The organism is Pseudomonas sp. AC229 (assembly GCF_979254655.1).
Window position 1 is genome coordinate 1 of the sequence record NZ_CEEDHK010000008.1, and the last position, 25,890, is coordinate 25,890.

Genomic DNA, 25,890 nt, shown 5'->3' on the forward strand with positions numbered 1-25,890 from the left:
GGCAGGGTGGGTGCTGGTGGGGTGTTGCTGGAGCAGCAGCGGGTTGATGCGGCAAAAAGCAGCCCTCACCCCCAGCCCCTCTCCCGCGAGCGGGAGAGGGGAGCCAGAACGCGGTGTGCTTTAGTCCCCTCTCCCCAGCGGGGAGACGGTTAGGGAGAGGGGAGCTAAAACGCGGTCTGCTTTTAGTCCCCTCGCCCCAGCGGGGAGAGGGTTAGGGAGAGGGGAGCCAAAACGCGGTCTGCTTTTAGTCCCCTCTCCCCTCGAGGAGAGGGCTAGGGTGAGGGGGCTGCGGTCGCGACCGGTGTCAGAAGTCATAACTCACACTGGTGTAATAGAACGCCCCCTGACCGCCTTCCGGCGAGGTGATGCTGTATTTGGCCACGCCGTACAATTGCGGCCCTTCGAGCTTGTCCGGGTGACTGTCGAACAGGTTGATGGCGCCCACCGACACCTTCAGACCCTGCTGGAAGCGGTACGACACATCCAGGTCGGTCACCCATTGCGCGCTGAAGGTTTGGTCCAGCGCCGGGTTGCTGGCGTTCAGCGCCTTCCACTCGCCATACCGGCGCTCGGCCAGGCTGATGCCCCAGCCGTCGTATTGCCAGTTGGCACCCAGGGTCAGCTTGGTTTCCGGCGTGCCTTCTTCGATCAAGCCCTGGGTGGTGCGGCCGACGATCTGCTCGCCACGAATCCGCCCGACGTCGCGCAGTTGGGTGATGTCGGTGTGGTTTTTACTGAAGCCCAGGCTCAAATCCAGGTTGCCGAACTGTTGCAAGTCCCAGCGGTAATTACCCGTCAGCTCCACACCGCGTGTGCGCGTGTCGGCCACGTTGGTGAAGAACGCGGCGCTTTGAATGTTGGCGTACGGCGTGCCGGCAAAAATCGGCCCGACCACGCTGGCCGGCAACTGGTCCGACAAGGTGATGCGGTTTTCGATGTCGATGCGATAGGCGTCTAGCGTCACCGACGCATTGGGCAACGGGCGCCACACCAAGCCCAGGGAATAGTTGGTCGACTCTTCCGGCTTCAACGCCGCGCCGCCCAGTGCTGCCGCTTCCGGGCTGTCGGCGCGCAGGGTGCGTTGCTGCACTTCCACCCAGTTGCCGCTGCCGCTCGGCTGCTCGACCACCTGCACGCTGAACGACGAATAACCGCTCTGCACCAACGACGGCGCGCGGTAGCCAGTGCTGGCGGTGGCCCGTGCAGCCAACTCGGGGGTGAAGTCGTAGCGCAACGACAGCTTGCCGTTGGTGGTGTCGCCAAAGTCGTCGTAGTGCTCGGTGCGTGCAGCCAACCCGGCTTGGAATTTCTCGCTCAACTGCGCTTCGGCGTCGATATACGCGCCAAGCACGCGGCGGTCGAGCGACACGGCGTCCACCTGGGTGATGCCGGAAAAGTAGCCGGGCAGGCGACGACTGGTGATGGGGTCGATGGTGTTCAGCAGCGGGCCGGACCGCCAGCCAGCCGGGTCGCCTTCGTTAAGCTCGTAGCTTTCTTTGCGCCAGGCCAGCCCCGCCGACAAGGTCAGGGGTTTGAACAGCAGGTCGGTGGGGAATTCACGCACCCAGTCGAGGGTCAGGTTGGTTTGGTCGGCCTGGCGCTCGCCGGTGTAAATCTTCGACGGGCTGGCCGCGCCCCAGCTCGGGTTGATGGCGTTGCGGTCGGTAGAGTCCACCGTGTTGTTGCCGTAGTTGGCCGCCAGGTCGAACTTGCCGAGCAGCGACGATTCATAGCGTAGGCCGCCCGTGAGCGCGTAATCCTCCAGGGTGTAGCGGGTAATCGGCACGCGGCCGGTGGGGTAACGCTGCGAGGCCACGCTGCCGTAGTTGCTGAACAGCACGCTCTGCGGATCGAAAAAGCCCTCGGCGTCGGTGTTTTTGTGGGCGTAGGTGGCGAAGCCATAGGCGCTCAGCCCCTCGCCCAGGCCTAGCTCACTGTTGAGTAAAAAGTTGTACTGATCCGACACATTGCCCGAGCCCCAGCGCCAGGTGCGGTTGGCGTCGTTTTGCTCGCGCGGCGTATTGACGCTCGGTGAGCTGGTGTAGAACTTGCGGTTGTCGGGATTGGTGTCGCTGGCGGGGTCTTGGCTGCCAGCATCGAAGCTGGCCGTGACAAAACCATCGTTGGGCAGGGCGAAGCCTTTCCAGCCGCTGAGCTTGCGTTGAAGGCCGTCGCCTTTGTCATAGCCGCCGAAACGGTAACCGGCGCTGCCGCCTTCATCCTTCTCTTTGAGCACGATATTGATCACCCCGGCGATGGCATCCGAACCGTACTGGGCAGCGGCGCCGTCGCGCAGAATTTCCACACGCGCAATGGCGGCCAGGGGAATCAAGCTCAAATCCACCGCCGCTGCGCCACGGCCGTTGACCAAGCCTTGGCGGGTGATATTGGCGCTGCTGTGGCGGCGCTTGCCGTTGACCAATACCAACACCTGATCCGAGGCCAACCCGCGCAGCGACGCGCCTTGGGCAATAGACCCGGCAAACGCGCCCTGGGGCGCTTGCGGAAAGCTGAACGAGGGCGACAGTGCCGTGAGCGCGCCAGACAAATCTTGCGCGCCGGTTTCCTGCAGTTTTTCCGCGCTGATCACATCAACCGGCGCCGCGCTTTCCAACGCCGTGACATCGCTGCGACGGGTGCCAACCACCACCACCGTGTCGAGCTGCGGTGCGCTATCGGCAGTGGTTTTTTGCGGGGCTGCGAAGGTCGATTGAGCGGTTGCGGACAGCGCGGCGATGATGGCCGTGGTGAGTAGATTTAGACGAAACATCCTGGTGATCCCTATGAGTAATACGTGGGGGGTGAACGCTCATGGGTTGTCCCTTTGCTTGTGCGTGGGGTGGGCAGAGCAATGGTTGTGCCAGGGTTTTTATGCGTTTTATATCAATGGGTTGATGGCGGTAGTTAAGGTGGTTTAGATCAATGTGTTGGTGAAGCAGCAGGCGATACGCATCACGTTGCTTGTGTAGGAGCCAGCTTGCTGGCTCCTACAAAAAGCAGCCGTATCCGCTAAACCCGCGCCAAAAAAAACGGAGCACCGAGGTGCTCCGTTTTCATTGCCTGAACCCCTCATCAGAATCGGCTGGTCACGCTGACGCCGACGGTGCGTGGGTCGCCGTAGGTGATCACGTACTGCCCGCTGCCAACCGCACCGTTGGGGCGACCATGCACTTGGTAGCGACGGTCGGTGAGGTTGTTTACAAAGCCGGTGACGCTGAGTTTCTCGTCGTGGTTGAACCAGCTCAGGCGCGCGTTGGCCAGGGTGTAATGGTCCTGGCTGAGGGTGTCTTCATCCTGGCGGTCCGCGAGGAAATACTCTTTGCCGCGGTAGCTGGCATCCGCCCCGGCGACCAACTTGCCGGCGCCACCCAAGGGAATGGTGTAGTCGGCGCCCAGCGAGATCACCTGCTCGGGCGAGCGCACGAAGCGGTTGCCGCTGTAGTCGCCGGTCACCGCGCCGGTGGTGGGGTTTACGTTTTTGAAGTCGGTGTACTCGGTGTCCAGGTGCGACAGCGCTGCGCGCAGGTGCAGGTAGTCGGTGGCTTGGGCTTCCAGTTCCAGTTCTGCACCTTTCACCGTGCCTTCCGCGCCGTTGGTAAGGGCGGTGGTGAGTACGTTGTTACTCACGGTCAGCAGGTTCACCTGAATGTCGGTGTAGTCGTAGTAGAACGCCGTGGCGTTGGCGATGATCCGTCCGCCAAGCCATTCGGATTTCAGGCCCAGCTCATAGGAATCCAGTTCCTCCGGATCAACCGTGGTCAACCCCGACAAGCCGCCCGACAGCCCGGTGTTGAAGCCACCCGAGCGGAAGCCGTGGGCGTAGCGGAAGAACACGCGCACGTTGTCGTTGATGCGGTATTCCGGCGTTACGTCGTAGGTCCAGGCTTCCCAGTCTTCGCCTTTTTTAAGATTGCCGTTGTTGTCGGCACCCAACACCGGTACGCGCACGCCAGACACGCTGCGCAGTTGGGTCAGGTTGAGGTCGATGTCTTTGTATTCCTTGGTCCAGCGCAGGCCGCCGGTAACGGTGAAATTGTCGGTGAAGTCGTAGGTCAGGTTGCCGAACAGCGCGTAGCTGTCGTTGGTGTGGTCGTAGTTGAGGTCGCGGTAAACCGTGCCGGTCTGGTTGCTGGCACCGCCGTTGGCAGCACGGCCGGGCTCGACGTTACGCACGGCCGAGCTGTCCAGGTCTTCATGGAAGACGTGGGCGCCGGCCAGCCAGCGCAGGGTTTCTTGCTGTGGCGAGGCGAGGCGGATTTCCTGGCTGTATTGCTTGTATTCGTTGTCGGTGTCGGTGCGGCCGGTGACTTCGTAAGGGGTGTAGTCGGCGTCGATCAGCGACTGGTTGCGCAGGTAGTCGTAGGCGGTGATGGAGGTCAGTTTGTAGTCACCGATGTCCCAGTTCAGGGTCAACGAGGTGCCGTCGTGGTCGAGTTTGTAGTCTTCGTTGACGTTCAACTCAATCTTGCGGCCGTCGGGGCGCTGGTAATTCGTCGGCGGGTAGTAGGTGCCGACCGGCAGCGAGCCGCTGCTGCCATCGCCTTTAAACTGGCGGCCATGCACTTTCCACAGCGCTTCGAAGTTGTCGCCGAACTGCCCCAGCAATTGAGCGCGGAACGCCTTCTTGTTGACGTCGCCGTAACTTTGGTTGGCGGTTTCATTGCGGGTGTAACCGTCACGTTCTTCCGAATAGATCGACACCCGGCCGGCCAGCTTGTCGTCGACCAGCGCGCCGCCGATGGCGCCGTTGACGATGCGTTCGCTCTTGGTGCCGACGCCAACGGTGCCGTAGCCGTCGGTTTCAAAGGTGGGTTTTTTCGAGATCACATTCACGGCACCCGCCGTGGTGTTTTTGCCATACAGCGTGCCTTGCGGGCCGCGCAGAATTTCGATGCGTTCCAGGTCGAACAACGGTCCGCCACCAGCGATGGGGGCGTTCAGGTACACGTCGTCGGCATAGATGCCGACCGGGTACACCGTTGCCGCCCCGGTATCACCAGTGCCCAAGCCCCGGATATACCAACGTGGCCGCCCATCACCATCGGGATTTTTCGCGGCAGCGTTAGGTACAAAAGTGGTGATGTCGCCCATGGACCGTACGCCATCGGCGGTGATGCTGGTGCCATTGATGGCCGACACGGCCACGGGCACTTCTTGCAGGGTTTCCTCTTTGTGCTGAGCGGTCACGGTCACGGTTTTTAGTGTCGGCGTGGTGTCGGTTCCAGCGGTGCTTGGCGTTGGCTCGGCGGCCAATAATTGGCCACTGGCAGTAGCGCTACTAAGCACAAACGCCAGCCATATGCCTTTGGTAATTGGGTTGATCGCTAACATATTCCCTCCCGGTCGAATGAAGTAAGGCGTTGCACTCTGCTGTTGTTGAGTGGTGCTTTGCCTGAACCCATAAATAAGGTGTGGAAGGGTGATAGCAGGGACTGTGCCAGTTCCCTTTGTGGATATTTTTATAGGCGCGTTAATTTCCTAACATTTTGATAAATAACGTTTTTTCTGAATAGATTGAGTAGGAGTTTTAAACAAAAAAAGCCCCCGGTTAAATGCTCGACGAACATTTAAGCCGGGGGCCAACAGTTGCCTGTAAACCCGGCAGCACAACCTGCTGCCGGGGTGCTTCTGGAGAAGCAATAAATCGCCGGTGCTGCCTCAGCAGCAGCGCTTAAATAGCCCTGCGAGTTGTCGCGCCAATGACATGTTCCAGCACCCGCGTATCGATCCAGTCACGTACGTCGAAACGGCGCGGAATGAAGTCCCAGCGGTGCAGAAAGTCGGTGAAGTCTTGCAGGCAATGAATCGAGCGTTCATCGAAGTTGGTGCGCAGGCGTCGATGGGCGTCTTCGCCGTAAGCGGCCGCCACCCAGTATTCGCTGGTGTTCAATTCACGGGCGAGAAAACGCCGGGTTTCTTCGGGGTTGGCCCAGGCCCATTGTTCGGTGCGCAGCACGGTGTCGACGATGCGCACCGAGGCATCGAAGTGTTCTTCCAGCAGGTTGACGTCCACGGTAAGGGTGCGCGGCGTGCCGTTGTTGGCGCGAATCAGCGGGTCGGGGTGCGAGCCGGTGTCGACCACCACGCGCAAGCCAAACTCGTTGGCGAGCTGAACGGCATGGGCGCCTTTGAGGAAAATGGCGTCGATGTCGCCGCGCAGCAGGCCGATCAGTTCGTTGTTGCGGCGGCTGTGGCGGCCGTTGTTCAGCGTGACTTCCGAGCCGTACAGGTGGTGCTTCTGTTCGTCGCTGTAGGTGCCGCCGTAGGGGTAGTCGACCAGCTCGACATCGCGTACTTCCAGGCCTTCGAGCTTCAGTGCGTTTTCCAGACCACGCAGGGCTTGGGCGCGGGTGAAGTCGATTTGCACGTTGGCCCATTTCGGCAGCCCGAAGCGGCGGTTTTTCAGGTCGCGCACGGTGCGCACGCCGCTGTCTTCGGTGGTCAGAATCAGCTGCACTTCATCGCTCCACGACAAGCCCAGCACGCGGGTTTCGACCCCGGCGGCGTAGGCCCAGATGGCGGGAATATTGCCGCCGTGGCGCACCGAGTTTTGCAAGTGGTGGTCGTAGTGCGCTTCGCGAACTTCACGCTCGCTGGATTCACGCAGCGATTGAATGTTGGTGCCGAACGGGCGGAAGGCTTCGGCCAGCCGACCCGATTGCACGGCAATGCCCAAGCCGGTGGGCACGGGGCTGTGGGTGTACCACAGGGTTTCTAGTGAGCTCATGGCCACTCCAGTTGAGCCCGACCGATCAGCCTGCAAGGGCCGCGTTGGCGCTGCGCAGGGTGGCTAGCGGTCGGGTATCGATCCAGTCGCGAACGTCGAACGGCTGGGGGATGAAATTCCAGCGGTGCAGGAACGCGGTGAAGTCTTGCAAGGCGGTAATGGCGCTTTCATCGAGGGCCGTGGCCAGGCGTAAATGGGCGTCTTCGCCGTAGGCCACGCGCACCCAGTATTCGCTGCTGTTGGTTTCGCGGGCCAGGTAGCGGCGGGTGTCGTCCGGGTGTTGCGCGGCCCACTGCTCGGCACGCAGCACCGAGTCGAGAATGCCCACGGCCACGTCGTAGTGCTGGTCGAGCAAATGCTGGTCAACGCTCAAGGTGCGCGGCGTGCCGTTGTTGCAACGAATCAGCGGCTCGGGGTGTGAGCCGGTGTCGATCACGGTGTACAGGTTGAGGTCGTGGGCGAGCTGGGCGGCGCTGGAACCTTTGAGGAAAATGGCGTCTACCTCACCGCGCAGCAACCCCAGCAGCTCGGCATTGCGGCCGTCGGCGCGGTGGCTGTTGGCTGAGGCGGAGAAGGGCGTGCCGGCAATTTCCTGAACCGGGTTGTCGCTAAAGGTGCCGCCGTAGCGGTAGTCCACCAACTGCACGTCGCGCACGTCCAAGCCTTCAAGCTTCAACGCGTTTTCCAGGCCGCGCAGGGCTTGGGCGCGGGTGAAGTCGATCTGCGCGTTGCGCCAGTCCGGCAGGCCGAAGGTGCGGCCCTTGAGGTCTTTGACGGTTTTGATGCCGCTGTCGGGGCGCGTCAGAATCAACTGCACTTCATCGGCCCACGACAGCCCGATCACCCGCGTTTGCCGACCCTGGGCGCGGGCCCAAATGGCCGGAATATTGCCGCCGTGGCGCACCGAGTTTTGCAGCGTGTGGTCGAAGTGCGACTCGCGCACCGCCTGGTTGGCCGACTCCCGCAGCGACTGCACGCGAGTGCCCAGGGCGCCAACGGTTTCGTCCAGCCAGCCTTTTTGCACGGCAATGCCCAGCCCAGTGGGCACCGGGCAGCGCGTGTACCAGAGCGTGTCGAGCGGTTGGCTCACGGGGCGTTCCTCATGGAGGGCCATCAGGCGCGCACCTGCACATTTTCATCTGTGCGGCTGGCGGCGGCCGGACGCTGATGCACCAGCGGCAGCACCTCCTGACCAATGCGCAGCGCCTCTTCCAAATGCGGGTTGCCGGCGAGAATGAAGGTGGAGAAACCGGCGTCGCGGTACTCCACCAAACGCTCGGCAATGTTCTCGTGGCTGCCGACCAACCCCACGGTCGGGCCGGGCTTGGCCTTGGCAAAACCGGCCCACAGGTTCGGCCCCAGAATCAGGTCTTCGAAGCGGTCGACGTTCTGGTGGTAGGCGGTCTGGCGCGCTGCGCCCACCGAGTCGGAGCCGCTGGTGAAGTTCTTGATCAGCGCGCTGGTTTTGCTCGACAGGCGCTCGTACTGGGCCTTGAGATCACGCCAGGCGGCTTCTTCGGTTTCGCGGGCAAACAGGTCAACGCGCAGGCCGAAGCGCACGGTGCGCCCTTGTTTATCCGCCAGCTCGCGCACACGCTCGATATGCGGTTTGAGTTTGTCTACCGGCTCGGCCCAGTTCAGGTACACGTCAGCGTGTTTGGCTGCCACATCCAGCGCCGCGTCGGAGAAGCCGGAAAAGTACACGCCCGGCTTGCGCTCGTTATGCAGGCCGGGCGGCAGCGAGCCGTTGTCGAGTTTGTAGATGTCGCCGTCGTAGGAGAATTTGTCGTTCTCCCAGAGGCCTTGAATGATGTCCAGGAACTCGCCCGTGCGCTTGTAGCGCAGGTCATGTTCGAGGAAGTCGCCATTGGCGCGTTGGCTGGCCGGGTTGCCGCCGGTGATGATGTTCCAGTCCAGGCGGCCACGGCTGAGGTTTTGCAGAATCGCGGCCTGTTGAGCGGCGTAGGCGGGCAGCGTCCAGGTGGCCTGGAAGGCGATCAGAAACTTGATCCGGCGCGTCTCGCGGGCCAACGCGGCGGCCACGATCCATGGCTCGGGGCCGGTGGGCAGTAGCGCGCCCTCAAAGCCGGCCAGCTCGGCGGCTTTGGCCACCTGGGCGATGTAATCGATATAGGTGAAATCATCCGGCTCGCCGTTAGGCAAACGGCCGGGCGCGATATTGCCGGGGCGATGGCTGTGGGCGCCGCGGTTGTGGTTATCGGTGCTCAGCTGCGGGCCATCGGTGCCCAGTGGCAAGCGCCAGAAGAATTCAGTGCTCATGTGCTGCTCCAAGAATGTTCGCAAGGACGTCGTGCCAGCACGATTGCAACGCCCATGCCACGCCCGTCGAACAGCCGGCAGGCCCCGTGCGCTCAGGCGCTAGGGGCAATCCAAGGTGAGGCGAGGGCGGTGGTTGCTGGTGGAGCAGCAGTCGAGCAGCACTGGCGTGTCTGACAGGCAACAGCGCAGCGGGGCGATGGGCTGGCAGGCCTGTAAAACCAGGGTTTTGGCCGCTGGCACAAGTTCTGCTCTGTGGGTGGTACGGCCACAGTTTGCGTGGCGTTATCGACAGGAATCGACCATGAGCCAACCTTCACTCAATGCCGGGCAGCTGGACTTCGTTGCCCAGGCCAAACGCGACTTTTCCAAAGCTTTTCGCGTGCTCCAGGAAACCCGCACGCTGACCGCCACCAACACCTTGCAAGCCTACGTGCGCTTGCCCGACACCGACCTCGTCGTCGCCTTGCGCGCGCCGAGCCCGTGGGCGGACGAACAGAAAATCGGCGTGTCGGTCGTCAGCTACGACGGTGTGGTCTATCTCGACGAATCGCTACCCGCCGGCGCGCCCCTGAGCGACAGCAAAGAAGCCGGCAGCGGCAAGCGCTACGGCCAGGTACTGCGCGAGCGCGCCGACGTAAATGTGGTGGCGCATGTGCACACGCCGTACCTCGGCGGCTGGGCCGGTGCGCACCGCGTATTACCCCTGCGCTACGCCGCCTCGCAGCGCGTCACCCTGGCGCGTGAACTGCCGCTGTACCTGGACCGCACGCAGATTGAATCGGACTTTATCGTCGAAACCCTGAATCGCGACCCCAACATTCCGGCATTGCTGGAAGCCAACGGCGGGGCCACGTTCTGGGGTGAAAGCGTTATTCAGGTCGCCAAGCTGATTCTGCTGATCGAAGAGGGCGCCTACTTCCAGGCCCTGGCCGAAAACCTCGGCGGCTCGCAAGAATTCGGGCCGGGCGTGCTCGAACAACAATGGAAAATGACCGGGCTGTGGCCGCAAGGGAAAAAGCTGCTGGAACAGGTGGCTTGAGGGGGAGGTGTGATTGCAGGAAATCGCGCTTTTGATTTTGGGACAAGGCCATACGTAACGCGGTCGCGCTAAAAACCTCTGTCATCCTCGCGCACGCGGGGATCCAGAGTTTTGAGCCGTATGCATATGGCTCGGGCGGCGGTATTCATTACCGCGTGCGCTGAACGTTTTGTTTCGCGCCTTACGCGCGAGTTTCTTTTGTCAGTCGACACAAAAGAAACCAAAAAGTCTTGCCCCTACCTTGGCCTTCCGCTGCGCTCCAGGTCCCCTCCCTCCGTCGCCGCTCCGGGGGCCGGCGAGACGGGCCATCCTTGGCCCGACACGCCTTTCGCGGCTCCCGGCCGCTCAACCCCCTGCGCGTCGACTCCACTCGGCCTGCGATGAATGGGGCGGGTAGATCACAAGCCAGATCACAAGCGGTAGATCACAAGCGGTAGAGCAAGATCAAAAGCATTGCGGCTGAAGCCGCTGGATGCCGTCGCACCGCACATCGTGTACGGCTTGAGATTCTGGATCCCGAATTGTCGGACCACCGCCTGCGCGAGGATGACGGATGTTTTTGGCAGGCTCGCGTCATGCTGGGCCTGCCCCTCATCGTTTCCAGGGAGTCGCGGCAAAACCTTATTTCGCCCCCTCCACCTGCTTGGCATTCAAAATCGCCGTGTACTCACCCGGATCAACCCCGTTCAGGTAGTAATTCCCCACATGGTGCAAACGCCAGCGAATCGGGTCGTGCGTCGTGTGCACACGTGCATTGCGCCAGAACCGGTCGAGGTTCCATTTGCTTAGCGATGAACTGGCCCCGAGCAAGGAAAAGATATCGCTGGAAATACGCAACGAAGCGCTGTCCGAATGCGCCCGTGCGGTGGCCACCGACAGAATCAGTTCGTCTTGCAGTTCTTTATTCTCCGGGTCCTGCTCGTGCAGGTCGAACACCCGCGCGGCGTCGCGCAGTAGCGACTCGGCTGCCCGCAGCGCCACGGCAAATTCGCCGATCTGTTTGATGATGTGCGGCTCTTCGTTGGCGCGTTCAACGCCGCTCTCCACCCACGGGCGGGCGTGGTGGTTGAGGTAGTGCACGGCCGCGTCCAGGGCGCCAGCGGCGATGCCGGTGTCGATGGCGGCGTGGAGAATTTGCGGGAAAGTCAGGCCGGTGCGTTTCATCGGGCCTTGGCGGTAGACGAGGTAGGCTTCGTCGAGCTCGATGTTGTCGAAAATCACCGTGCCGCTGACTGAGTTTTTCTGTCCGTAGGCGTCCCAGTCGTCCACCAGCGTCAGGCCCGGTGTGTTGCGGTTCAGCAGCACGCCCACGCCGCCGTCGTCGGAAGCGGCGGTGAGGGAAATCCATTCGGCCAGGTATGAGCCGGTGGAGTAGAACTTGCTGCCGTTGAGCACCAGCGTGCCGTCGGCGCGCCGTTCCACGCGGGTTTTCAGGGCGAATTTATTCTTGCCGCCGACTTCTGCCAGGGCGTTGCCGAAGCGTTTGCCGGCCAGCACGTCGGCGATCAGACGGTCACGCACCGCGTCGCTGTAGCCGCTGAAGATGCCGCGCAGCATGACGTTATGAATTTGCAGCAACTGCCCGACGCCGCCGTCGGCGACCGAGATGATGCGCACGGTTTCGACGATGGTTTGGACCGACGCGCCCAGGCCGCCAAATTGCTTGGGCACGCCGATAGCGGTCAGGCCGCTGCTGGACAACAAGTCGGCCTGACGACGCGGTAACTGGCCGTTCTGGCTGCTGTCCGCGGCGATGGCGGCGATTTCCTTGGCGATTTCCTTGGCCACGGCAATGGCCTGCTCCTCACTGATCAACACTGCACTCGCCTCGGGGGACGCGAACGCGCGCTCGGCCTCGCTCATAACTCACCTCATGGTTGGTCGATGCCGAATGCGGCACCGCTGTTGGCAGGGCTAGAGCAGGTTCTATGCCATGGCCCGCCGATGCAGGCGGCGGTGGTTGTGAGCAGCGCCTGGTGCTGCCCACGCAGCAGGCCGGCGCGGGCGGTTGTCTGTGCAGCAGCAGGCGCTGTTGTCGATGCAGCAGCGCCAACCGCGCATGGCCCGTGGTGCGCGGCGCACAGCGTTGGCATGGGCGCTGCACTGAAGCCTGCACACCCCATGTCAGGAGCTACCCATGTCCATTGCCGCACTGGCCGCCACACCGGCGCTTGAGAAAATCTGGTTCACCCGTTGCCCGGTGCCGACCGCATCGGGCATCGCCTACAAGCTGGGCTGGCTCAGCGAGGAATTTGCCGCTGACGGCTTGGCCGTCGATACCTTGCAGGAGGCTCGCCAGCTGGGCCGTCATCATTACGATCACGACCTGCCCGGCCTGTTTCGCGAAGGCGGCAACGTACCGGCCTTGGCAGCACGCGCCGCCGGGGCGCCGAGTCGGCTGATCGGCCTGACCTGGATCGAGGAATGGCAAACCATTCTGGTCCGCCCCGACTCGGGCATTCGCAGCCCCGCCGACCTCAAGGGCAAGCGCCTGGCATTGCCCGCCTGGGCCGACAGCCGCGCCGGCAGCATCGCCCGGGCCATGAGCCTGCACGGTTACAAAGGCGCCTTGGCATTGGCCGGCCTGGGCTTTGATGACGTGACGCTGGTGGACGTGGCGCTAACCCCGCAGGAAGGTGCGCCCACGTCGAATGAAAACCTGCAACGGCTGTGGTCGGGGCTCGATCATTTGGTACAGGGCAATGTCGACGCCGTGTATGTGAAGGGCGCCTCGGCGGCCGATGCCGCACGGCGCCTGGGGCTGGTGGTGGGCATTGATCTGGACGTGATCGCGCAGCCGCGCCAACGCATCAACAACGGCACGCCGCGGCCGATCACCGTGCACCAGGACCTGCTCGACTCGCACTTTGATGTCGTGGTGCGCTTTCTCGCGCAAACCCTGCGCGCCGCCGATTGGGCCCGCGATAACCGCGAGGCGCTGTTGGACATTTTGCAGGCGGAAACCAAGGCCGGGCGCGAAGGCGTGGCGCAGGCCTATCGTGGCGATTTCCATCGCTCGCTGGCGCCGAGTCTGTCGGCTGAGCGGGTGGAGTTTCTGCGCATTCAGAAAACCTTTCTGAACCTGCATGGATTTCTGGAAGGGGATTTTGATATTGCCCAGTGGGTGGATGAGCGGCCGCTGTTGGCGGCGCGCGAGTTGTTGAGTTCACGGGTGTAGATCGTCGTTGGGGCTGGCCCTCACCCCCAGCCCCTCTCCCCGGTGGGGAGAGGGGAGTTTAAACGCGGTCTGCCTTTAGTCCCCTCAAGCCCGCTTAACCCGCGCCAACGCCCGCCGCTGCGCTTCTTCACGCACGACCGGAATAATCCAGCGGCCGTAATCCACGGTGTCGTAAAGCGGGTCGTAGCCACGATTGAGAAAGGTGGTCACGCCCAGATCCACATAGTCGAGCAGCGCCTCGGCCACGGTTTCCGGAGTGCCGACCAGGGCCGTGGTATCGCCATAGGCGCCGACGGCGGTGGCGGTCGGCATCCACAGCGCGCGGTCGTGGCGATCGCCCGCAGCGGCGGCGGCCAATAGGCGCTCGGAGCCGGTGCCTTTCAGGCGTTTGGTCCACGGGCTGGATTCGGCGAACTGCGGGTTCTGTTTGATCTGCGCCAAAATCTGGTTGGCGCGCTCCCAGGCCAGTTCTTCGGTGGCCCCCAGAATCAACCGTACCGACAAACTCACCCGAGGCGAGGCCACGCCGGTGTTCTGGGCGGCGGCACGCAGCTTGGCGATTTGTTCGGCCACGCCGGTCAGCGGCTCGCCCCACAAGGCGTACAAATCGGCGTGTTTCACTGCGATCTGGTAGGCGATATCGGACGAGCCGCCAAACGAAATCGGAATGACGCCGGCCGGTTTCACCGGGGAAAACGCGCCCTTGATCTGGAAGTATTGGCCGTCGAAATCGAACGGCTCCTCGCTGGCCCAGGTGCGCCGCACGATCTCCAGATACTCGTCGGTGCGCTTGTAGCGCTCGGTTTTATCCAGCAGAAAATCGCCTTCACCCGGCTCGGCAGTAATGCCGGTAATGGCGTGCAAACGAATGCGCCCCCCGCCAGTGGTGTGGTCGAGGGTGGCGAATGCTCGGGCCGCCACGGTGGGTGAGGTGAGGGCCGGACGATGGGCGACCATAAAGCCCAGGCGCTCGGTTTGCGCGGCAGCGAAGGCGGCGATTTGCAAGCTGTCGGCGCCGCCGGGGCCGCTGGCGATCAGCACCCGATCAAACCCCGCGTTTTCGTGGGCGCGGGCGTGGTGGCGCAGGTAGTTGAGGTCAAAGCCGGCGCTGCGTACGCCTTTGGTTTCGGACCATTGGCTGGGGAACACCATGCCGACGAATTCAATGGACATTACAAACACTCCTTGTGGGTTACAGGCTCAGGCGCCATTGACCGAATGCAGTGTCACCGGCTCGTTGGCGCCACGGCTGAGCGCGGCACGCTCGTTGCGAAAGTGCGGCAGGATGTGCTCGCCCAACCGGTAGGTTTCTTCCAGGTGCGGGTAGCCGGCGAGGAAGAACAAGTCGATGCCAACGGCGTTGTACTCGCGGATGCGCGCCACCACGTTTTCGTAACTGCCCACCAGCGCCACGCCGGGCGGCAAGCCGATGTAGCCAAAGCCAGACCAGACGTTGGGGTAGATGAAAAAGTCGTCGTAGGCCTGGGTTTCGCCTTTCTCGGCGTACTCGTGCTCAAAGCTCAACTTGCGCGCAGAGCGCAGGCCGGAGTGGGCGGCTATGGCCTTCACCACGCCTTTGGCCAAGCCTTCGTCGAAGAAGCGTTTGGCCTCGGCGCGGGCTTCGTCTTCGGTGGGGCGGGTGATCACGTCGATAGACAGGCCGAAGCGAATGGCGTCGTTGCCGTACTGCTTGGCGCGGGCGCGCACGTCTTCGATCAGCGCACGAATGTCTTCCGGGCGCTCGGCGCGCATCAGGTAGTAATCGGCGTGTTTGGCTGCCAACTCGCGAGCGGCTTCGGAGGAGCCTGCGGTGCAAATCAACGGCAGCTCGGCCTTCTTCTGCGGGCCGCGCATGCCACCGCCTTCGGCTTGGTAGTACTTGCCCTGGTAGTGAAAGTTTTCGTTGTGCCAATAGCCTTTGACCACATCGAGAAATTCGCTGGCGCGCAGGTAACGGTCGTCGTGTTCGGTGAAGTCGCCGACCTGGCGCTGAATCACTTCCGAACCGCCGTTGATGATGTTCCACACCAGGCGGTTGCGCGATGCGCGCTGGTACGTGGCAGCCATTTGCGCGGCGGCAAAGGGCGAGAAGTGGTACGGCTGGAAGGCGGTGACGAACTTGAGCTTGCGGGTTTCACGGACCAGCAACGAGCACACGGTCCACGGCTCTTCGCCGCCGGGCGCATTGACCATCAGCACGCCGCCGAAGCGATTGATTTCCGCCGCTTTGGCGATTTGCGCGAGGTAGTCGATGTAGGTGAAGTCGTCTTCGACATCGAAGGCTGATACCGCGCCGGTGCTGGCTGGGTTGTTGGACCAGTCGCCACGGTTGCGTGGGTCACCGGGCAGGAACTGGGTTTCGCCGTGTAACGGCAGGCGGGTGAAAAATTCGATGCTCATGGGTGGGCCTCATGGGGTGGGCATCGACCTGGAGTGTCGATGGCGTAAGGCGGTTGAGCAGGTTTCGCGCCAGGTGCCTGAAATGCCCGTGCGGCGGGGGTTGCGCGGGTTTTGGCGTGGCGGGGTGCTGGACGGCGGACAGGGGGGTGTTGCTGGGGAAGCAGTGGGGCAGCAGGGGGTGCGTGAGATCAAGAGCATCGCGGCTAAAGCTCCTACAAGGTCGCGCAAGCTGTGGGAGCGGCTTTAGCTACAACATCTGTCATCCCCGTGCAGGCGGTGGTCCGACAATTCGGGATCCAGAATCTGGAATCGAACACGGTGATTCACCTTTGGCTGAAAAACATTGCGGCTAAAGCCGCTGTCGTTCTTGTAGGAGCCAGCTTGCTGGCGAACCGTGGAAACGACGATCCCGGCATTGGGGTTTGCAGGGTTCGCCAGCAAGCTGGCTCCTACGAGCGATTTCTTCAATGCCGAGTTTTTATTGCGGCGTCGGATCACAGATCGGTGTGATTTTCTCGCCATTGAGCACTTTGCGAGCAAACGGTATGGAGTCTTTAAGCGAGGCGTTTACCGTGCCGCTGTGTTCAAGCCCGGCATATACGTGGGCTTCGATGATGCTACCCGCCGCGCACGCGTCTTTGGACAATGCGCTTTGGCTCGCGGCCGTGGTGCTGGGGTCGGTTTGGCCGGCGCCGATGAAGATCGGTTGCGGTGCTTTCAACGTGGGGAAGTCGATGGCTTGCACCCAGGGTTTGAGTTTCGCTGCCGCTTGTGGGCTTGGTTTTTTCTGCGTGTTGGCCGGCGTGCGGCCGGTGAACACGGTGTCGCCTTCCAGGGCGAACAGGCAACTGGTGCGCGCTTGTTCCACCAGCGGCAGTGCGTCGTCGGTGAAGTAGTCGGCCGGGCTGATGCTGGGGTCGTATTGCTGCTGTGCCAGCTGGGTGTAGAAGCTGTAGGCGATGGTTTCGTCGACTTTGTTGGGGTCTTTGGCGGGGCGGTTTTTACTGTCGGTGATTTTGTAGATCACGCCGGTGGCAACCGTGCCTTTTACGCCGAGGTCGGGGGTGTACGCCGGGGCGTAGGTGGCGGCGGCGAACGCGCCAGCCCCGCCTTGGGATTGGCCGACGATCAGCACTTTGTTGGCCAGGCCTTGCGTGCCGTTCACCACCGCTTTGGCGGCGTCGAGAATGCCGTAGGCAGCGGCGCGGCTGTTGAGCAGCGGATGGCCGCCCGGCACGCCCAAGCCTTGGTAGTCGGTGGCCACCACGGCGTAGCCTTCTTTCAGCCAGGCGTTGAGGTAGTTGACGTCGCGGATCGAGCGGCCTTGCCAGGAGGGCGCGCAAACATCCGCTACACCCACGGTGCCGTGGCCCCACGACACCACCGGCCAACCGCCAGCCGGAGCTTTGCCTTTGGGCAGGAATAGCGCACCCGAGACCACGATCGGCGTTTTGCCGTCGATGCCGTCGGTGGAGGTGTACAGCACGCGTTGCTGGCTGGCGGCGCCAGCGAGGCTCAAGGTGGCGTCCAACGGTTCGCTGCGCAGCAGTTTGCCAGGCGTGGCCGGAATGGCTTTTTCCCAGGTGTAGAACGGCGACACACGGCCATCGCCTTGCAGTGGGTTGGGGGTCGGGGCATGGGTTTCAGCCAGGACGGTGAACGACAATGCGCTAAGTGCAAGGGCGAACGGGGCCCCTGCGCGCGCGAGTGGGCGTGGCAGTTTCATAAGAGTTTCCTGTTTTCGAAGGGGAAAAGCGCAGCACACCACGCCAGGCACAGGTAGTGCCCGCCGTGGCCAGCCGGGTTACGGGTTGCTGCTGACTTGGGCTTTCAGGCTCGGCCAGTAGTCTTCCAGGTGCAGGTCGATAAGGGCCTGGTTGGTGAAGTGGGTGTCGAACGATTTGCTCAGGTCCACTTCCTCGCGGATCAGTTTGTTCTCGTAGGCGTAGTGCGCCAGCGCTTGGTAATGGGCGCTGAGTTGCGCGTTGCTGCGCGGTGCCCAGCGTTCCTTCCACGGCACCGGGTCGCCTTGATCGTCGCGGCGCAGCACGCTTTCGGCGGTGCCGGCACGCGATGACAGTGCGTAGTAGGCGTCGCGGTTTTGCTCCTGGGAAATCCACCAGGCGGCTTTGATCCAGGCGGTGGCCAGCAGTTGGGTGACGTCGGGGTAGCGCTGGATAAAATCGTCGGTGCCCCACAGGTCCGAGACCAGGCGCCACGAATTGTCGCCCTGCTTGGTCGACCAAATGATTTTGCCGACGCCTTTGTCCTCCAGCGCGTAGGCCTCGCTGAGCAGAACCGCTGCATCGACCTTGCCGGCCGACACGGCGGCGGCACCTACTTGCGGGTTGAGGTTGGCGATTTTGAAGTCGTTCAGGCCGAGGTGTTTGCTGGCCAGAAAGTTGGTGAAGGCAAACTCCCAGGGCCGGCCACGGTGCAGGGCAACGCGTTTGCCTTTGAGGTCTTCGATGCTCGTTGCGGTGGAGTTGGCCGGCACCACCAGGTACACGTTATTGCCGCTGCCGCCGGGCACGATCAGTTTGCCCGGCACACCGCCTGCGCCGCCGATGACCGAGGGCAGATCGCCGCGTACCGCGAAGTCGATGCTGTTGTTGGTGAAACCTTCGTTGATTTGCGGACCGGCGCCGGCGTGGGGCAGGGCGATCCAGTCGAGTTTGATGCCCTGCTTGGCCAGTTCCTGTTCCAGCCAACCGTCTTCGATCACCCGGCCGGCGATGCCGCCGAAGGTCGGCTTGCCGCCTTGGGTAAACGCCACGATGGCGATTTTTACCGAGCTGGGTGTGTCCGCCGCCACGGCGCCCAGGCTAAACGCCAGGGTGGCCAGCGCCGCGAGGCCGTTACGCCAAAGTCTGTTCATGTCGCTCTCCTGTGGGCGGAACATCCGCGCTTTATTGGCAGAGAGCAGTTTGCATGCCAGGCGCTGCAAGCCCCGCAATACCTGGCCTAGAGCGCAAGAGCGAGGGTTGCAGCGGCGTTTGATGCTGATGCGCCCGCAACGATTGCTGCCCCGTTGCTGCTGGAGCAGCAGGGCGAACGCATAGATGCAAAAAGAATATATAAATATGAATTAATAATTTTTTTATCTATGCCGCCTTCGTGCATGATTGCCGCCAGCGCCCTTTGCCTGACAGGTATGTCCTATGTCCTTGCTCACCCATCCCAATGCCCGCGAACTGACCAAATCGGTCCGTGCCACCGTGCTGGTGTTCAAAGACCCGCGCTCGCAAGAACTGCTCAGCCGCATCGAACGTCTGGCGCCGAGTGAAGCCAATGCCTTGATCATTGGCGAGACCGGCACCGGCAAAGAACTGGTGGCGCGGCATATCCATAACCTCAGCAACCGCAGCAAGGAACCTTTTGTGGCGGTGAACTGCGGTGCCTTCGCTGAAACCCTGGTGGAAAGCGAACTGTTCGGCCATGAGAAAGGCGCGTTCACCGGCGCCACCAGCAGCAAGGCTGGCTGGTTCGAAGCGGCGAAGGGCGGCACGCTGTTTCTCGATGAGATCGGCGACCTGCCACTGAATATGCAGGTGAAATTACTGCGCGTATTGCAGGAGCGTGAAGTGGTGCGCTTGGGCTCGCGCACCCCGATTCCCATCAACGTGCGGCTGGTGGCGGCCACCAACGTCAACCTCGCCGATGCGGTGGTGGCCGGGCATTTCCGGGAAGATTTGTTCTACCGCCTTCACGTCGCCACCATCCGCCTGCCGCCGCTGCGCGAACGCCCCGGCGACATCATGCCGTTGGCCGAATTTTTCATGGAAGAACACTGCCAGCGCCTGGGCTACAAGCGCGCCAGCCTGAGCGAAGAGGCTGAACGCAAGCTGCTCAATCACAGCTGGCCGGGCAATATCCGTGAGTTGGAAAACGCCATTCACCACGCGTTGCTGGTATGCCGCAACGAGCGCGTGCAGCCCAATGATTTGCACTTGGTGGACATGCGCTCTGCTGGCATTCGCCACGAGGCAGCGCCCGCGGCTGCGCTCAACCAAAGCCCGGCGCCGCTGGCCGCTGGACCGGCGGATCTGGAAGCCGCATTGATCGAACTGTTTGAGCAAAACCTGCCGGACTTGTACGAGCACATCGAAGAAACTGTGTTCCGCACCGCCTACCGCTTTTGCCATGGCAACCAGCTACAAACCGGGCGGCTGCTGAACATCAGCCGCAATATCGTGCGCGCCCGGTTGGAGAAAATCGGCGAGATCGCGCCTTCGGCACCGCGTTTGGGAAGCTTGGGTTAACTGGCGCAGCGGATTGGGGCAGGCATTGGCGAGTCGGCGAGTGCCTGCTGCGCTTCTAGCTGGGCGCGTTGCGCGCCGGCTCGCCAGATTTTGAACAGGTCATGCTCGGTGAGCATCACCAGTTCGTCGCCCTTGTAGCCCAGGGTATTGATGCAGTCTTGGTCAAAGTGCTGACGTTCTGTTTCGTCTCGGTACGCGGGAAGCGGTCGAGCAGTAAAGCGTACGGCGTGACTGAGCCATTCCTTGATTCGTTTCACTTCGCCGTCCTTGCTTGCCCGTATGAGATGGCGGCAAGAATATGGCATAGCGCCACTAGTGTGCACGCGCTATCTGTAGGGCGTTTGTGCCAATTGCGGGCTGAAGACTGAGGGCCGACGAGTCGAGTAGCATGACGCGCTCTGATTTGACGCCGCTTGAGGTCCGCTATGCCGCTGCACATCCAAACGCCTTTGTTGCAATCGCGCCCACTGAGCGTGCTCTCCGATAAAACCGTGTGGCTCAAGCTGGAGGCCGCGCAGCCGGTGGGCTCGTTCAAAATTCGCGGCATTGGTGCGGTGTGTGAAACCTACGCAAAACAAGGCAAGCGCCGCTTTGTTTCGTCATCGGGCGGCAACGCCGGCATCGCGGCGGCCTATGCCGGGCGTCAGCTGAATATTCCCGTCACCGTGGTGGTCCCCGAAACCACCACCGCCCGCGCCAAGGCGTTGATCGAGCAAGAAGGCGCCGAGGTCATCGTGCATGGCGCCTCATGGATGGAGGCCAACGCCCTGGCGCAGTCGCTGCTGGATGAGCACAGCGCGTTTATTCACCCGTTCGACAACGCTGAAATGTGGGCAGGCCATGGCAGTTTGATCGATGAAGTGGTGGCAGCCGGAGTCGACTTCGACGCCGTTGTCGTCGCCGTGGGCGGCGGTGGTTTGCTCTCGGGGGTGGTGGCGGGTTTGCAGCGCAACGGGCGCAGTCATGTGCCGGTGGTGGCGGTGGAAACCCTCGGCGCGGATTCCCTGGCGCAGTCGGTCGCCGCTGGCCGGCGCGTTGAATTGCCGGCCATCACTAGCATCGCCACGTCGCTGGGCGCCAAAGCGGTGTGTGAAAACGCGTTTGCCATTACCGGCCGCCACGACATTCGCTGCGCCACGGTGACCGACGCGCAAGCGTTGAGCGCCTGCGAGCAGTTTCTGCATGATCATCGCGTGTTGGTCGAACCGGCTTGCGGTGCCGCCTTGGCTACGTTGTACAACGTGCCAGGGCACGACGCGTTGGCTGATTTTCAGCGGCCATTGGTGGTCGTTTGTGGCGGGGCAACGGCCACACTCGAGCAGATTCAGCAGTGGCGGAGAACGCTCGCCTGATTGCACGGGCACGCCCAAGCGGCGGGGCTTTTACGGCGTTTAACCGGCCGCCGACGCTCCGCTGTTTGCCATCAAACTGCTATGAAATATCGATCTTTTTCGCCACACCGTAGTCTGAGTTGTTAAGCCGCTTGATGCCGTGACGGGCATCCAGCACTCACTCATGACTTTAAAAGGTGACCTCAATTGGCCGAGAAGCCCCATGCCTCTTCGCACATTGCCGCACTGAAAAAATCCGCCACCGGCATTGCCGGTTTCGATGAAATTACCCTGGGCGGTCTGCCGCAGGGCCGGCCGAGCCTGGTGTGCGGTTTTGCCGGCTGCGGCAAGACGCTGTTCGCCATGAGCTTTCTGGTGAACGGCGCGCTGCAGTTCGGCGAGCCCGGTGTGTTCATGAGTTTTGAAGAACGCACGCAAGACCTGATGGAAAACGTCGGCTCGCTGGACTACGACCTGCAAGGGTTGGTGGACCAGAAGTTGATGGTCATCGATCACGTGTACGTCGACAGCAGCGAGATCGAGGAAACCGGCGAATACGACCTCGAAGGCCTGTTTGTGCGCCTGGGCTATGCCATCGACAGCATCGGCGCCAAGCGCGTGGTGCTCGACACCATCGAGGCGTTGTTTAGCAGTTTCAAAGACACCGCGGTGCTGCGCGCCGAGCTGCGCCGGTTGTTTTATTGGCTCAAAGAGCGCGGCGTGACGGCGGTGGTGACCGGCGAACGCGGTGATGGTCTGCTGACCCGTTATGGCATCGAGGAATACGTGTCCGATTGCGTAATTCTGCTCGATAACCGCGTGGCCGATCAGATCACCACGCGCCGTCTGCGGGTCATCAAGTACCGTGGTTCTTCCCACGGCACCAATGAATACCCGTTCTTTATCGACGAGCACGGCCTGACGGTGATGCCCATTACCGCCGCCGGCCTTGATCACGACGCACCCGAAGACATCGTGCCGACCGGCATCGAAGGCTTGAACCAGATGCTTGATCGCGGCGGTTATTACCGTGGCTCCAGCGTGCTGGTGACAGGCTTGGCCGGTACCGGCAAAACCACCTTTGCCGCGAGCTTTATTCACGCCAGTTGCCTGCGCGGTGAACGCTGCTTGCTGTTCTCCTTTGAAGAAGCGGAAAGCCAACTGCTGCGCAACCTCAGCTCGGTGAACTTGCAGCTGAAAAGCTACATCGATGAAGGCCTGCTGCGCGTGGAGTCGACCCGGCCAAGTCTGTTCGGCCTGGAAGTTCACTTGGCGCGCATGTACCGGGAAATCATTGAGTTCAAACCGCAGACCGTGGTGGTTGATCCGATTTCCGCGTTCCACGGCCCGCAATCGGAGGTGCACGCCACGCTGTTGCGCCTGGTCGATCTGCTCAAGCAGCGCAACATCACCACCGTGTTCACCAGCCTGAGCGACGCGAAAACCACCCGCGCCGGGTTGGACCGCGCCATCTCTTCGCTGATGGACACCTGGATTTCCCTGTCCAGCGTTGAAGCCGACGGTGAGTACAACCGCCTGCTGTATGTGCTCAAGGCGCGTGGCATGGGCCATTCGAACCAGGTGCGCGAATACCACATCGACCATAGCGGCATCCGGTTGGTGACGCCGTACATCGGCCCTAACGGCGTGTTGACCGGTTCCGCCCGCTTGAACGAAGAAGCGCGCGAACGCCGTGCTGGCGAATTGCGTCAGCGCATCAGCGAGCAGCGCCAACGCGGTAAACAAAAAAGTCGCGACGAATTGGAACGCAAGATCGCCGAGATGCGCGCCGCATTGGAGGCCCAGGAGCAGGAGGATTCGCTGCTGGATCACGATGAAATCAGCCAGTTGCAAAGCGACGACGACAGTCGTCGGCAGTTGGCCCGGGCCCGAGGAGTTCTTGAATGACCACCACCGATGTGCACGATCCCGACACGCATACCGTATCGGGCACCGCCACCACGCCGGCCATCGACCCCAGCGCCGTCGGGCAACCTGGGCATTACGCCCTGCGCTTGTACATTGCCGGGCAAACGCCCAAGTCGGTGACCGCGTTGCGCAACCTGCAACGCATTTGCGAGGAGTACCTGTCGGGCGTGTATTCCATCGAAGTGATCGATTTGCGTGTCACGCCGCAGTTGGCAGCGGGGGATCAGATTCTCGCCTTGCCGACGCTGGTACGGCACCTGCCGACGCCCTTGGTGAAAATTATTGGGGACCTGTCCAACACTGACAAAGTGCTTGTCGGCCTGGATATCCGCCCCGAGCCAGCCAATTGAGCCTTACACCGCCACCTGAACAACCGCCGGTTGCCTCGGCGACTGCGCAACTGCCTGAAGGCTCGACGCCAGCGGGTGAGCGCCTGGAGCTGCGTTTGTATGTGTCTGGCAGCACCGCCCGTTCCACGCGAGCCATCACCAACCTCAGAGCGCTGTGCGACGCCTACTTGCCTGGCGCTTATTTATTGGAGGTCGTCGATATCTACCAGAACCCGAGTGCGGCGCGCGAAGCGCAAATCATCGCGGTGCCCACGCTGATGAAACTCAAGCCGCTGCCGGTACGCTTGCTTATCGGCGACCTGTCCGACACCGCTACCTTGCGTAGCGCGCTCGGTATTGAGTGAGGAATTGCCGATGATCGAACGCGCCATAGGGCTGACCGACGAGCAATACATCAAACAGCTGAGCGACAAACTGCGCGAAGCCGAAGACACCCTCGAAGCCATTCGCACCGGGGCGGTGGACGCGCTGTTTATCGACACCGGCGAAGCGGTAAGCGTGTACACCCTGGAAAGCGCCGACCGGCCGTATCGCACCCTGGTCGAGCAGATGCAGGAAGGCGCAGTGACCTTGTCGCGTGACGGCTTTGTGCTCTACGGCAACGAGCGCCTCGGCGAGATGGTGCACCGGCCGCTGGAAAAAGTAGTGGCCCATGATTTCGCTGATTTCGTCGCGCCCGCCGAGCGCGAGCGCTTCCGCCGCTTTATCGCCAACAGTGCCGAAGAAGCCGTGCGCAGCGAGTTCAACCTGCTCGCCGCCGACGATCAGGTGACGCCCGCTTACCTGTCGTTCCGCGCCCTGGCGCTGGACAGCAGTGAAGAGCCAATTATTTGCGGCGTGGTCACCGACCTCACCGAACGTCGCTTGCTGGAAGCGCGTTTGAGCCAGGCGCAGAAAATGGAAGCAGTGGGGCAACTCACTGGCGGCCTGGCCCACGACTTCAACAACCTGCTGCAAGGCATCAAAGGCAGTCTGGACCTGATCGCGCGCCGGCCGACGTCGGAAAAAGTCGTGCGCTGGACCGAAGCTGGACTGAAAGCCGCCGACCGTGGCGCCAAGCTCACCGCCCAGTTGTTGGCGTTCTCGCGCTCGCAAAAACTCGAACTGCAACCGCTGCGCATCAATTCGGTGATTCGCGACATGACCGACCTGCTGGTGCGCACCATCGGCACCACGGTGCGCATCCGCTTGAACCTGGAACCGTGCGAGCACTACGTGCTTAGCGACCCCACGCAGCTTGAACTGGCCATCCTCAACCTGGCGCTCAACGCCCGCGACGCCATGCCCAGCGGCGGTTCGCTGAACATCACCACCCAGCATCATCCCGAACCGGTGGAAGGCGCGCCGTACGGCGTCATGCAGATTTGCGTGGCCGATACCGGCGTCGGCATGAGCGAAGACGTGCGTCTCAAAGCGTTCAACGCGTTCTTCTCCACCAAGGGCATCGGCGCCGGCACCGGGCTGGGCTTGGCGCAAGTGCAGAGCATCGTCGAACAGTCCAACGGCTGGGTGCGCCTGGTGTCGGCGCCGGGTTGCGGCACGCAAGTGTTTCTCACCCTGCCGTATGCCAGCGAAGGCGTGTTGGTCGAAGTGCCGGCGGCTACCGCCAATGAGCCCCTGCGACACGGCGGTAAGCAGGTGATGCTGATCGACGATGACGACGACGTGCGTCGCGTTGTGATCGACATGCTCGAAGCGCTCGGTCATCAGGTACGCGAAGCCAGCAGCGGCTTGGCGGGCCTGAAACTGATCGACGTGCAGATGCCTGACCTGGTGCTGCTGGACTTCGCCATGCCACACCTCAACGGCGCGGAAGTGGCGAAACTGCTGCTGGAAAAGTACCCGAACCTGCCGATCATCTTTATCAGCGGCTTCTCCGACAGCGCGCAATTGCAAGCGGCCGTGGGCAGCAGCGCCACCGTGTTGCGCAAACCGTTCACCATGGACCGGTTGAGCGACATGCTGGATCAGGTGACTGGCGCGAACGTAGAACCCTACTGATTCGCTGTTTTTGCGTAGGATGGACACTCAACCCCTGCGTGGAGGTTTCGTCATGCATCGTTTAATGCTCAGTGTGTTCTTGGTGACGGGCGTGTTTGCTCAGGCTGCGCTGGCCGCCGAGATCGTCGGCCAACAGCGCACCATCACCCGCACCTACGTCAGCCCCGGCGCCAGCGGCAGTATCAGCGAGTCGAGCCGGCAAGAGGGCAGCAGCGGCTATGGCAGGTATCAGGTGCCGGATAACCGCTACAACAACAGCACCTATCAAGGCTCTGGTTCGACGCAGATTCGCGGCAATGTGCAGCAAAGCATCGAATATCCGGGAGTAGGGGAGTTCCAGCGCCAGCCCGGCAACGGTTCGGTGCAGCGCGAGCGGCGCTGAGGTTTCGCTGT

The 25,890-nt window shown here is 62.2% G+C and carries 20 protein-coding genes; 9 read left to right on the plus strand and 11 right to left on the minus strand.

Going from position 1 to position 25,890, the window contains the following annotated elements:
* Positions 1 to 304: 304 nt before the first annotated feature.
* From AC0IW7_RS12575 to AC0IW7_RS12595, 5 genes are all read right to left on the minus strand, one after another.
* Entirely contained in the window at positions 305 to 2,770 is a 2,466-nt protein-coding gene (locus AC0IW7_RS12575) for a TonB-dependent receptor plug domain-containing protein (protein WP_471818359.1), read from the minus strand.
* A gap of 302 nt (positions 2,771 to 3,072) precedes the next feature.
* A complete protein-coding gene (locus AC0IW7_RS12580) occupies positions 3,073 to 5,331 on the minus strand; it encodes a TonB-dependent receptor (RefSeq protein ID WP_471818361.1) in 2,259 nt (752 codons plus the stop codon).
* A gap of 340 nt (positions 5,332 to 5,671) precedes the next feature.
* Positions 5,672 to 6,727: an ABC transporter substrate-binding protein gene (locus tag AC0IW7_RS12585; RefSeq protein WP_471818363.1), complete on the minus strand. Its 1,056-nt coding sequence runs from the start codon at positions 6,725 to 6,727 to the stop codon at positions 5,672 to 5,674.
* A gap of 25 nt (positions 6,728 to 6,752) precedes the next feature.
* Complete coding sequence (locus AC0IW7_RS12590; protein ID WP_471818365.1) at positions 6,753 to 7,817, minus strand: ABC transporter substrate-binding protein; 1,065 nt, start codon at positions 7,815 to 7,817, stop codon at positions 6,753 to 6,755.
* Between the two features lie 23 nt (positions 7,818 to 7,840).
* Positions 7,841 to 9,007 (minus strand): LLM class flavin-dependent oxidoreductase, encoded by a 1,167-nt coding sequence (locus AC0IW7_RS12595; protein ID WP_471818367.1) that lies wholly within the window; start codon positions 9,005 to 9,007, stop codon positions 7,841 to 7,843.
* Between the two features lie 301 nt (positions 9,008 to 9,308).
* Between AC0IW7_RS12595 and AC0IW7_RS12600 the strand changes: the two genes are divergently transcribed.
* Positions 9,309 to 10,046 carry a class II aldolase/adducin family protein gene (locus AC0IW7_RS12600; protein ID WP_471818369.1) on the plus strand — a complete coding sequence of 246 codons (738 nt, stop codon included), beginning with the start codon at positions 9,309 to 9,311 and terminating at the stop codon, positions 10,044 to 10,046.
* Between the two features lie 621 nt (positions 10,047 to 10,667).
* Here the strand turns inward: AC0IW7_RS12600 and AC0IW7_RS12605 are convergent.
* On the minus strand, positions 10,668 to 11,909 hold the full coding sequence (locus AC0IW7_RS12605) for an acyl-CoA dehydrogenase family protein (protein ID WP_471818370.1): 1,242 nt from the start codon (positions 11,907 to 11,909) through the stop codon (positions 10,668 to 10,670).
* Between the two features lie 274 nt (positions 11,910 to 12,183).
* On the opposite strand from AC0IW7_RS12605, the gene AC0IW7_RS12610 reads away from it, so the two are divergent.
* Positions 12,184 to 13,224, plus strand: coding sequence for an ABC transporter substrate-binding protein (locus tag AC0IW7_RS12610; RefSeq protein ID WP_471818372.1), 1,041 nt, complete (start codon positions 12,184 to 12,186; stop codon positions 13,222 to 13,224).
* Positions 13,225 to 13,308: 84 nt separating this feature from the next.
* Here the strand turns inward: AC0IW7_RS12610 and AC0IW7_RS12615 are convergent, their stop codons facing one another.
* The 4 genes from AC0IW7_RS12615 to AC0IW7_RS12630 all read right to left on the minus strand — a co-directional run bounded on the left by AC0IW7_RS12615 (position 13,309) and on the right by AC0IW7_RS12630 (position 18,502).
* Positions 13,309 to 14,397: an LLM class flavin-dependent oxidoreductase gene (locus AC0IW7_RS12615; RefSeq protein WP_471818374.1), complete on the minus strand. Its 1,089-nt coding sequence runs from the start codon at positions 14,395 to 14,397 to the stop codon at positions 13,309 to 13,311.
* A 27-nt stretch (positions 14,398 to 14,424) separates the two neighbouring features.
* The gene (locus AC0IW7_RS12620; RefSeq protein WP_471818375.1) at positions 14,425 to 15,624 is read right to left on the minus strand and encodes an LLM class flavin-dependent oxidoreductase; all 1,200 of its coding nucleotides are present in this window, start codon (positions 15,622 to 15,624) and stop codon (positions 14,425 to 14,427) included.
* 478 nt (positions 15,625 to 16,102) lie between these two features.
* Entirely contained in the window at positions 16,103 to 17,350 is a 1,248-nt protein-coding gene (locus AC0IW7_RS12625; RefSeq protein ID WP_471818376.1) for an alpha/beta hydrolase family protein, read from the minus strand.
* A gap of 78 nt (positions 17,351 to 17,428) precedes the next feature.
* Positions 17,429 to 18,502, minus strand: a complete 1,074-nt coding sequence (locus tag AC0IW7_RS12630; RefSeq protein ID WP_471818378.1) for an ABC transporter substrate-binding protein — start codon at positions 18,500 to 18,502, stop codon at positions 17,429 to 17,431.
* A gap of 283 nt (positions 18,503 to 18,785) precedes the next feature.
* Between AC0IW7_RS12630 and AC0IW7_RS12635 the strand changes: the two genes are divergently transcribed.
* On the plus strand, positions 18,786 to 19,886 hold the full coding sequence (locus AC0IW7_RS12635) for a sigma-54 interaction domain-containing protein (RefSeq protein ID WP_463382680.1): 1,101 nt from the start codon (positions 18,786 to 18,788) through the stop codon (positions 19,884 to 19,886).
* Here the strand turns inward: AC0IW7_RS12635 and AC0IW7_RS12640 are convergent.
* Positions 19,883 to 20,143 (minus strand): hypothetical protein, encoded by a 261-nt coding sequence (locus AC0IW7_RS12640; protein ID WP_471818380.1) that lies wholly within the window; start codon positions 20,141 to 20,143, stop codon positions 19,883 to 19,885. The two genes, AC0IW7_RS12635 and AC0IW7_RS12640, sit on opposite strands and share 4 nt — an antisense overlap.
* A 168-nt stretch (positions 20,144 to 20,311) precedes the next feature.
* Here AC0IW7_RS12640 and AC0IW7_RS12645 point away from each other — a divergent pair, with 168 nt between their 5' ends.
* The 6 genes from AC0IW7_RS12645 to AC0IW7_RS12670 all read left to right on the plus strand — a co-directional run bounded on the left by AC0IW7_RS12645 (position 20,312) and on the right by AC0IW7_RS12670 (position 25,879).
* Entirely contained in the window at positions 20,312 to 21,238 is a 927-nt protein-coding gene (locus AC0IW7_RS12645) for a pyridoxal-phosphate dependent enzyme (RefSeq protein ID WP_471818382.1), read from the plus strand.
* A gap of 186 nt (positions 21,239 to 21,424) precedes the next feature.
* The gene (kaiC, locus tag AC0IW7_RS12650; RefSeq protein WP_471818384.1) at positions 21,425 to 23,125 is read left to right on the plus strand and encodes a circadian clock protein KaiC; all 1,701 of its coding nucleotides are present in this window, start codon (positions 21,425 to 21,427) and stop codon (positions 23,123 to 23,125) included.
* Positions 23,122 to 23,496, plus strand: a complete 375-nt coding sequence (locus AC0IW7_RS12655; RefSeq protein ID WP_471818385.1) for a circadian clock KaiB family protein — start codon at positions 23,122 to 23,124, stop codon at positions 23,494 to 23,496. The genes kaiC and AC0IW7_RS12655 overlap by 4 nt, the downstream gene beginning before the upstream one ends.
* The gene (locus AC0IW7_RS12660; protein WP_471818386.1) at positions 23,493 to 23,840 is read left to right on the plus strand and encodes a circadian clock KaiB family protein; all 348 of its coding nucleotides are present in this window, start codon (positions 23,493 to 23,495) and stop codon (positions 23,838 to 23,840) included. Before AC0IW7_RS12655 ends, AC0IW7_RS12660 begins: the two co-directional genes overlap by 4 nt.
* Before the next feature lie 10 nt (positions 23,841 to 23,850).
* Positions 23,851 to 25,497, plus strand: a complete 1,647-nt coding sequence (locus AC0IW7_RS12665; RefSeq protein ID WP_471818388.1) for a response regulator — start codon at positions 23,851 to 23,853, stop codon at positions 25,495 to 25,497.
* A 52-nt stretch (positions 25,498 to 25,549) separates the two neighbouring features.
* Positions 25,550 to 25,879 (plus strand): hypothetical protein, encoded by a 330-nt coding sequence (locus tag AC0IW7_RS12670; RefSeq protein WP_471818390.1) that lies wholly within the window; start codon positions 25,550 to 25,552, stop codon positions 25,877 to 25,879.
* Positions 25,880 to 25,890: the final 11 nt, after the last annotated feature.

What these genes read in the sequence shown, in the direction of transcription:
- AC0IW7_RS12595 (WP_471818367.1), bottom strand. Translation starts at nt 9,007, where the DNA reads ATGAGCACTGAATTCTTCTGGCGCTTGCCACTGGGCACCGATGGCCCG.
- AC0IW7_RS12580 (WP_471818361.1), bottom strand. Translation starts at nt 5,331, where the DNA reads ATGTTAGCGATCAACCCAATTACCAAAGGCATATGGCTGGCGTTTGTG.
- AC0IW7_RS12575 (WP_471818359.1), bottom strand. Translation starts at nt 2,770, where the DNA reads ATGTTTCGTCTAAATCTACTCACCACGGCCATCATCGCCGCGCTGTCC.
- AC0IW7_RS12665 (WP_471818388.1), top strand. Translation starts at nt 23,851, where the DNA reads ATGATCGAACGCGCCATAGGGCTGACCGACGAGCAATACATCAAACAG.
- AC0IW7_RS12635 (WP_463382680.1), top strand. Translation starts at nt 18,786, where the DNA reads ATGTCCTTGCTCACCCATCCCAATGCCCGCGAACTGACCAAATCGGTC.
- AC0IW7_RS12605 (WP_471818370.1), bottom strand. Translation starts at nt 11,909, where the DNA reads ATGAGCGAGGCCGAGCGCGCGTTCGCGTCCCCCGAGGCGAGTGCAGTG.
- AC0IW7_RS12670 (WP_471818390.1), top strand. Translation starts at nt 25,550, where the DNA reads ATGCATCGTTTAATGCTCAGTGTGTTCTTGGTGACGGGCGTGTTTGCT.
- AC0IW7_RS12585 (WP_471818363.1), bottom strand. Translation starts at nt 6,727, where the DNA reads ATGAGCTCACTAGAAACCCTGTGGTACACCCACAGCCCCGTGCCCACC.
- AC0IW7_RS12620 (WP_471818375.1), bottom strand. Translation starts at nt 15,624, where the DNA reads ATGAGCATCGAATTTTTCACCCGCCTGCCGTTACACGGCGAAACCCAG.
- AC0IW7_RS12615 (WP_471818374.1), bottom strand. Translation starts at nt 14,397, where the DNA reads ATGTCCATTGAATTCGTCGGCATGGTGTTCCCCAGCCAATGGTCCGAA.
- AC0IW7_RS12625 (WP_471818376.1), bottom strand. Translation starts at nt 17,350, where the DNA reads ATGAAACTGCCACGCCCACTCGCGCGCGCAGGGGCCCCGTTCGCCCTT.
- AC0IW7_RS12655 (WP_471818385.1), top strand. Translation starts at nt 23,122, where the DNA reads ATGACCACCACCGATGTGCACGATCCCGACACGCATACCGTATCGGGC.
- AC0IW7_RS12630 (WP_471818378.1), bottom strand. Translation starts at nt 18,502, where the DNA reads ATGAACAGACTTTGGCGTAACGGCCTCGCGGCGCTGGCCACCCTGGCG.
- AC0IW7_RS12610 (WP_471818372.1), top strand. Translation starts at nt 12,184, where the DNA reads ATGTCCATTGCCGCACTGGCCGCCACACCGGCGCTTGAGAAAATCTGG.
- AC0IW7_RS12645 (WP_471818382.1), top strand. Translation starts at nt 20,312, where the DNA reads ATGCCGCTGCACATCCAAACGCCTTTGTTGCAATCGCGCCCACTGAGC.
- AC0IW7_RS12600 (WP_471818369.1), top strand. Translation starts at nt 9,309, where the DNA reads ATGAGCCAACCTTCACTCAATGCCGGGCAGCTGGACTTCGTTGCCCAG.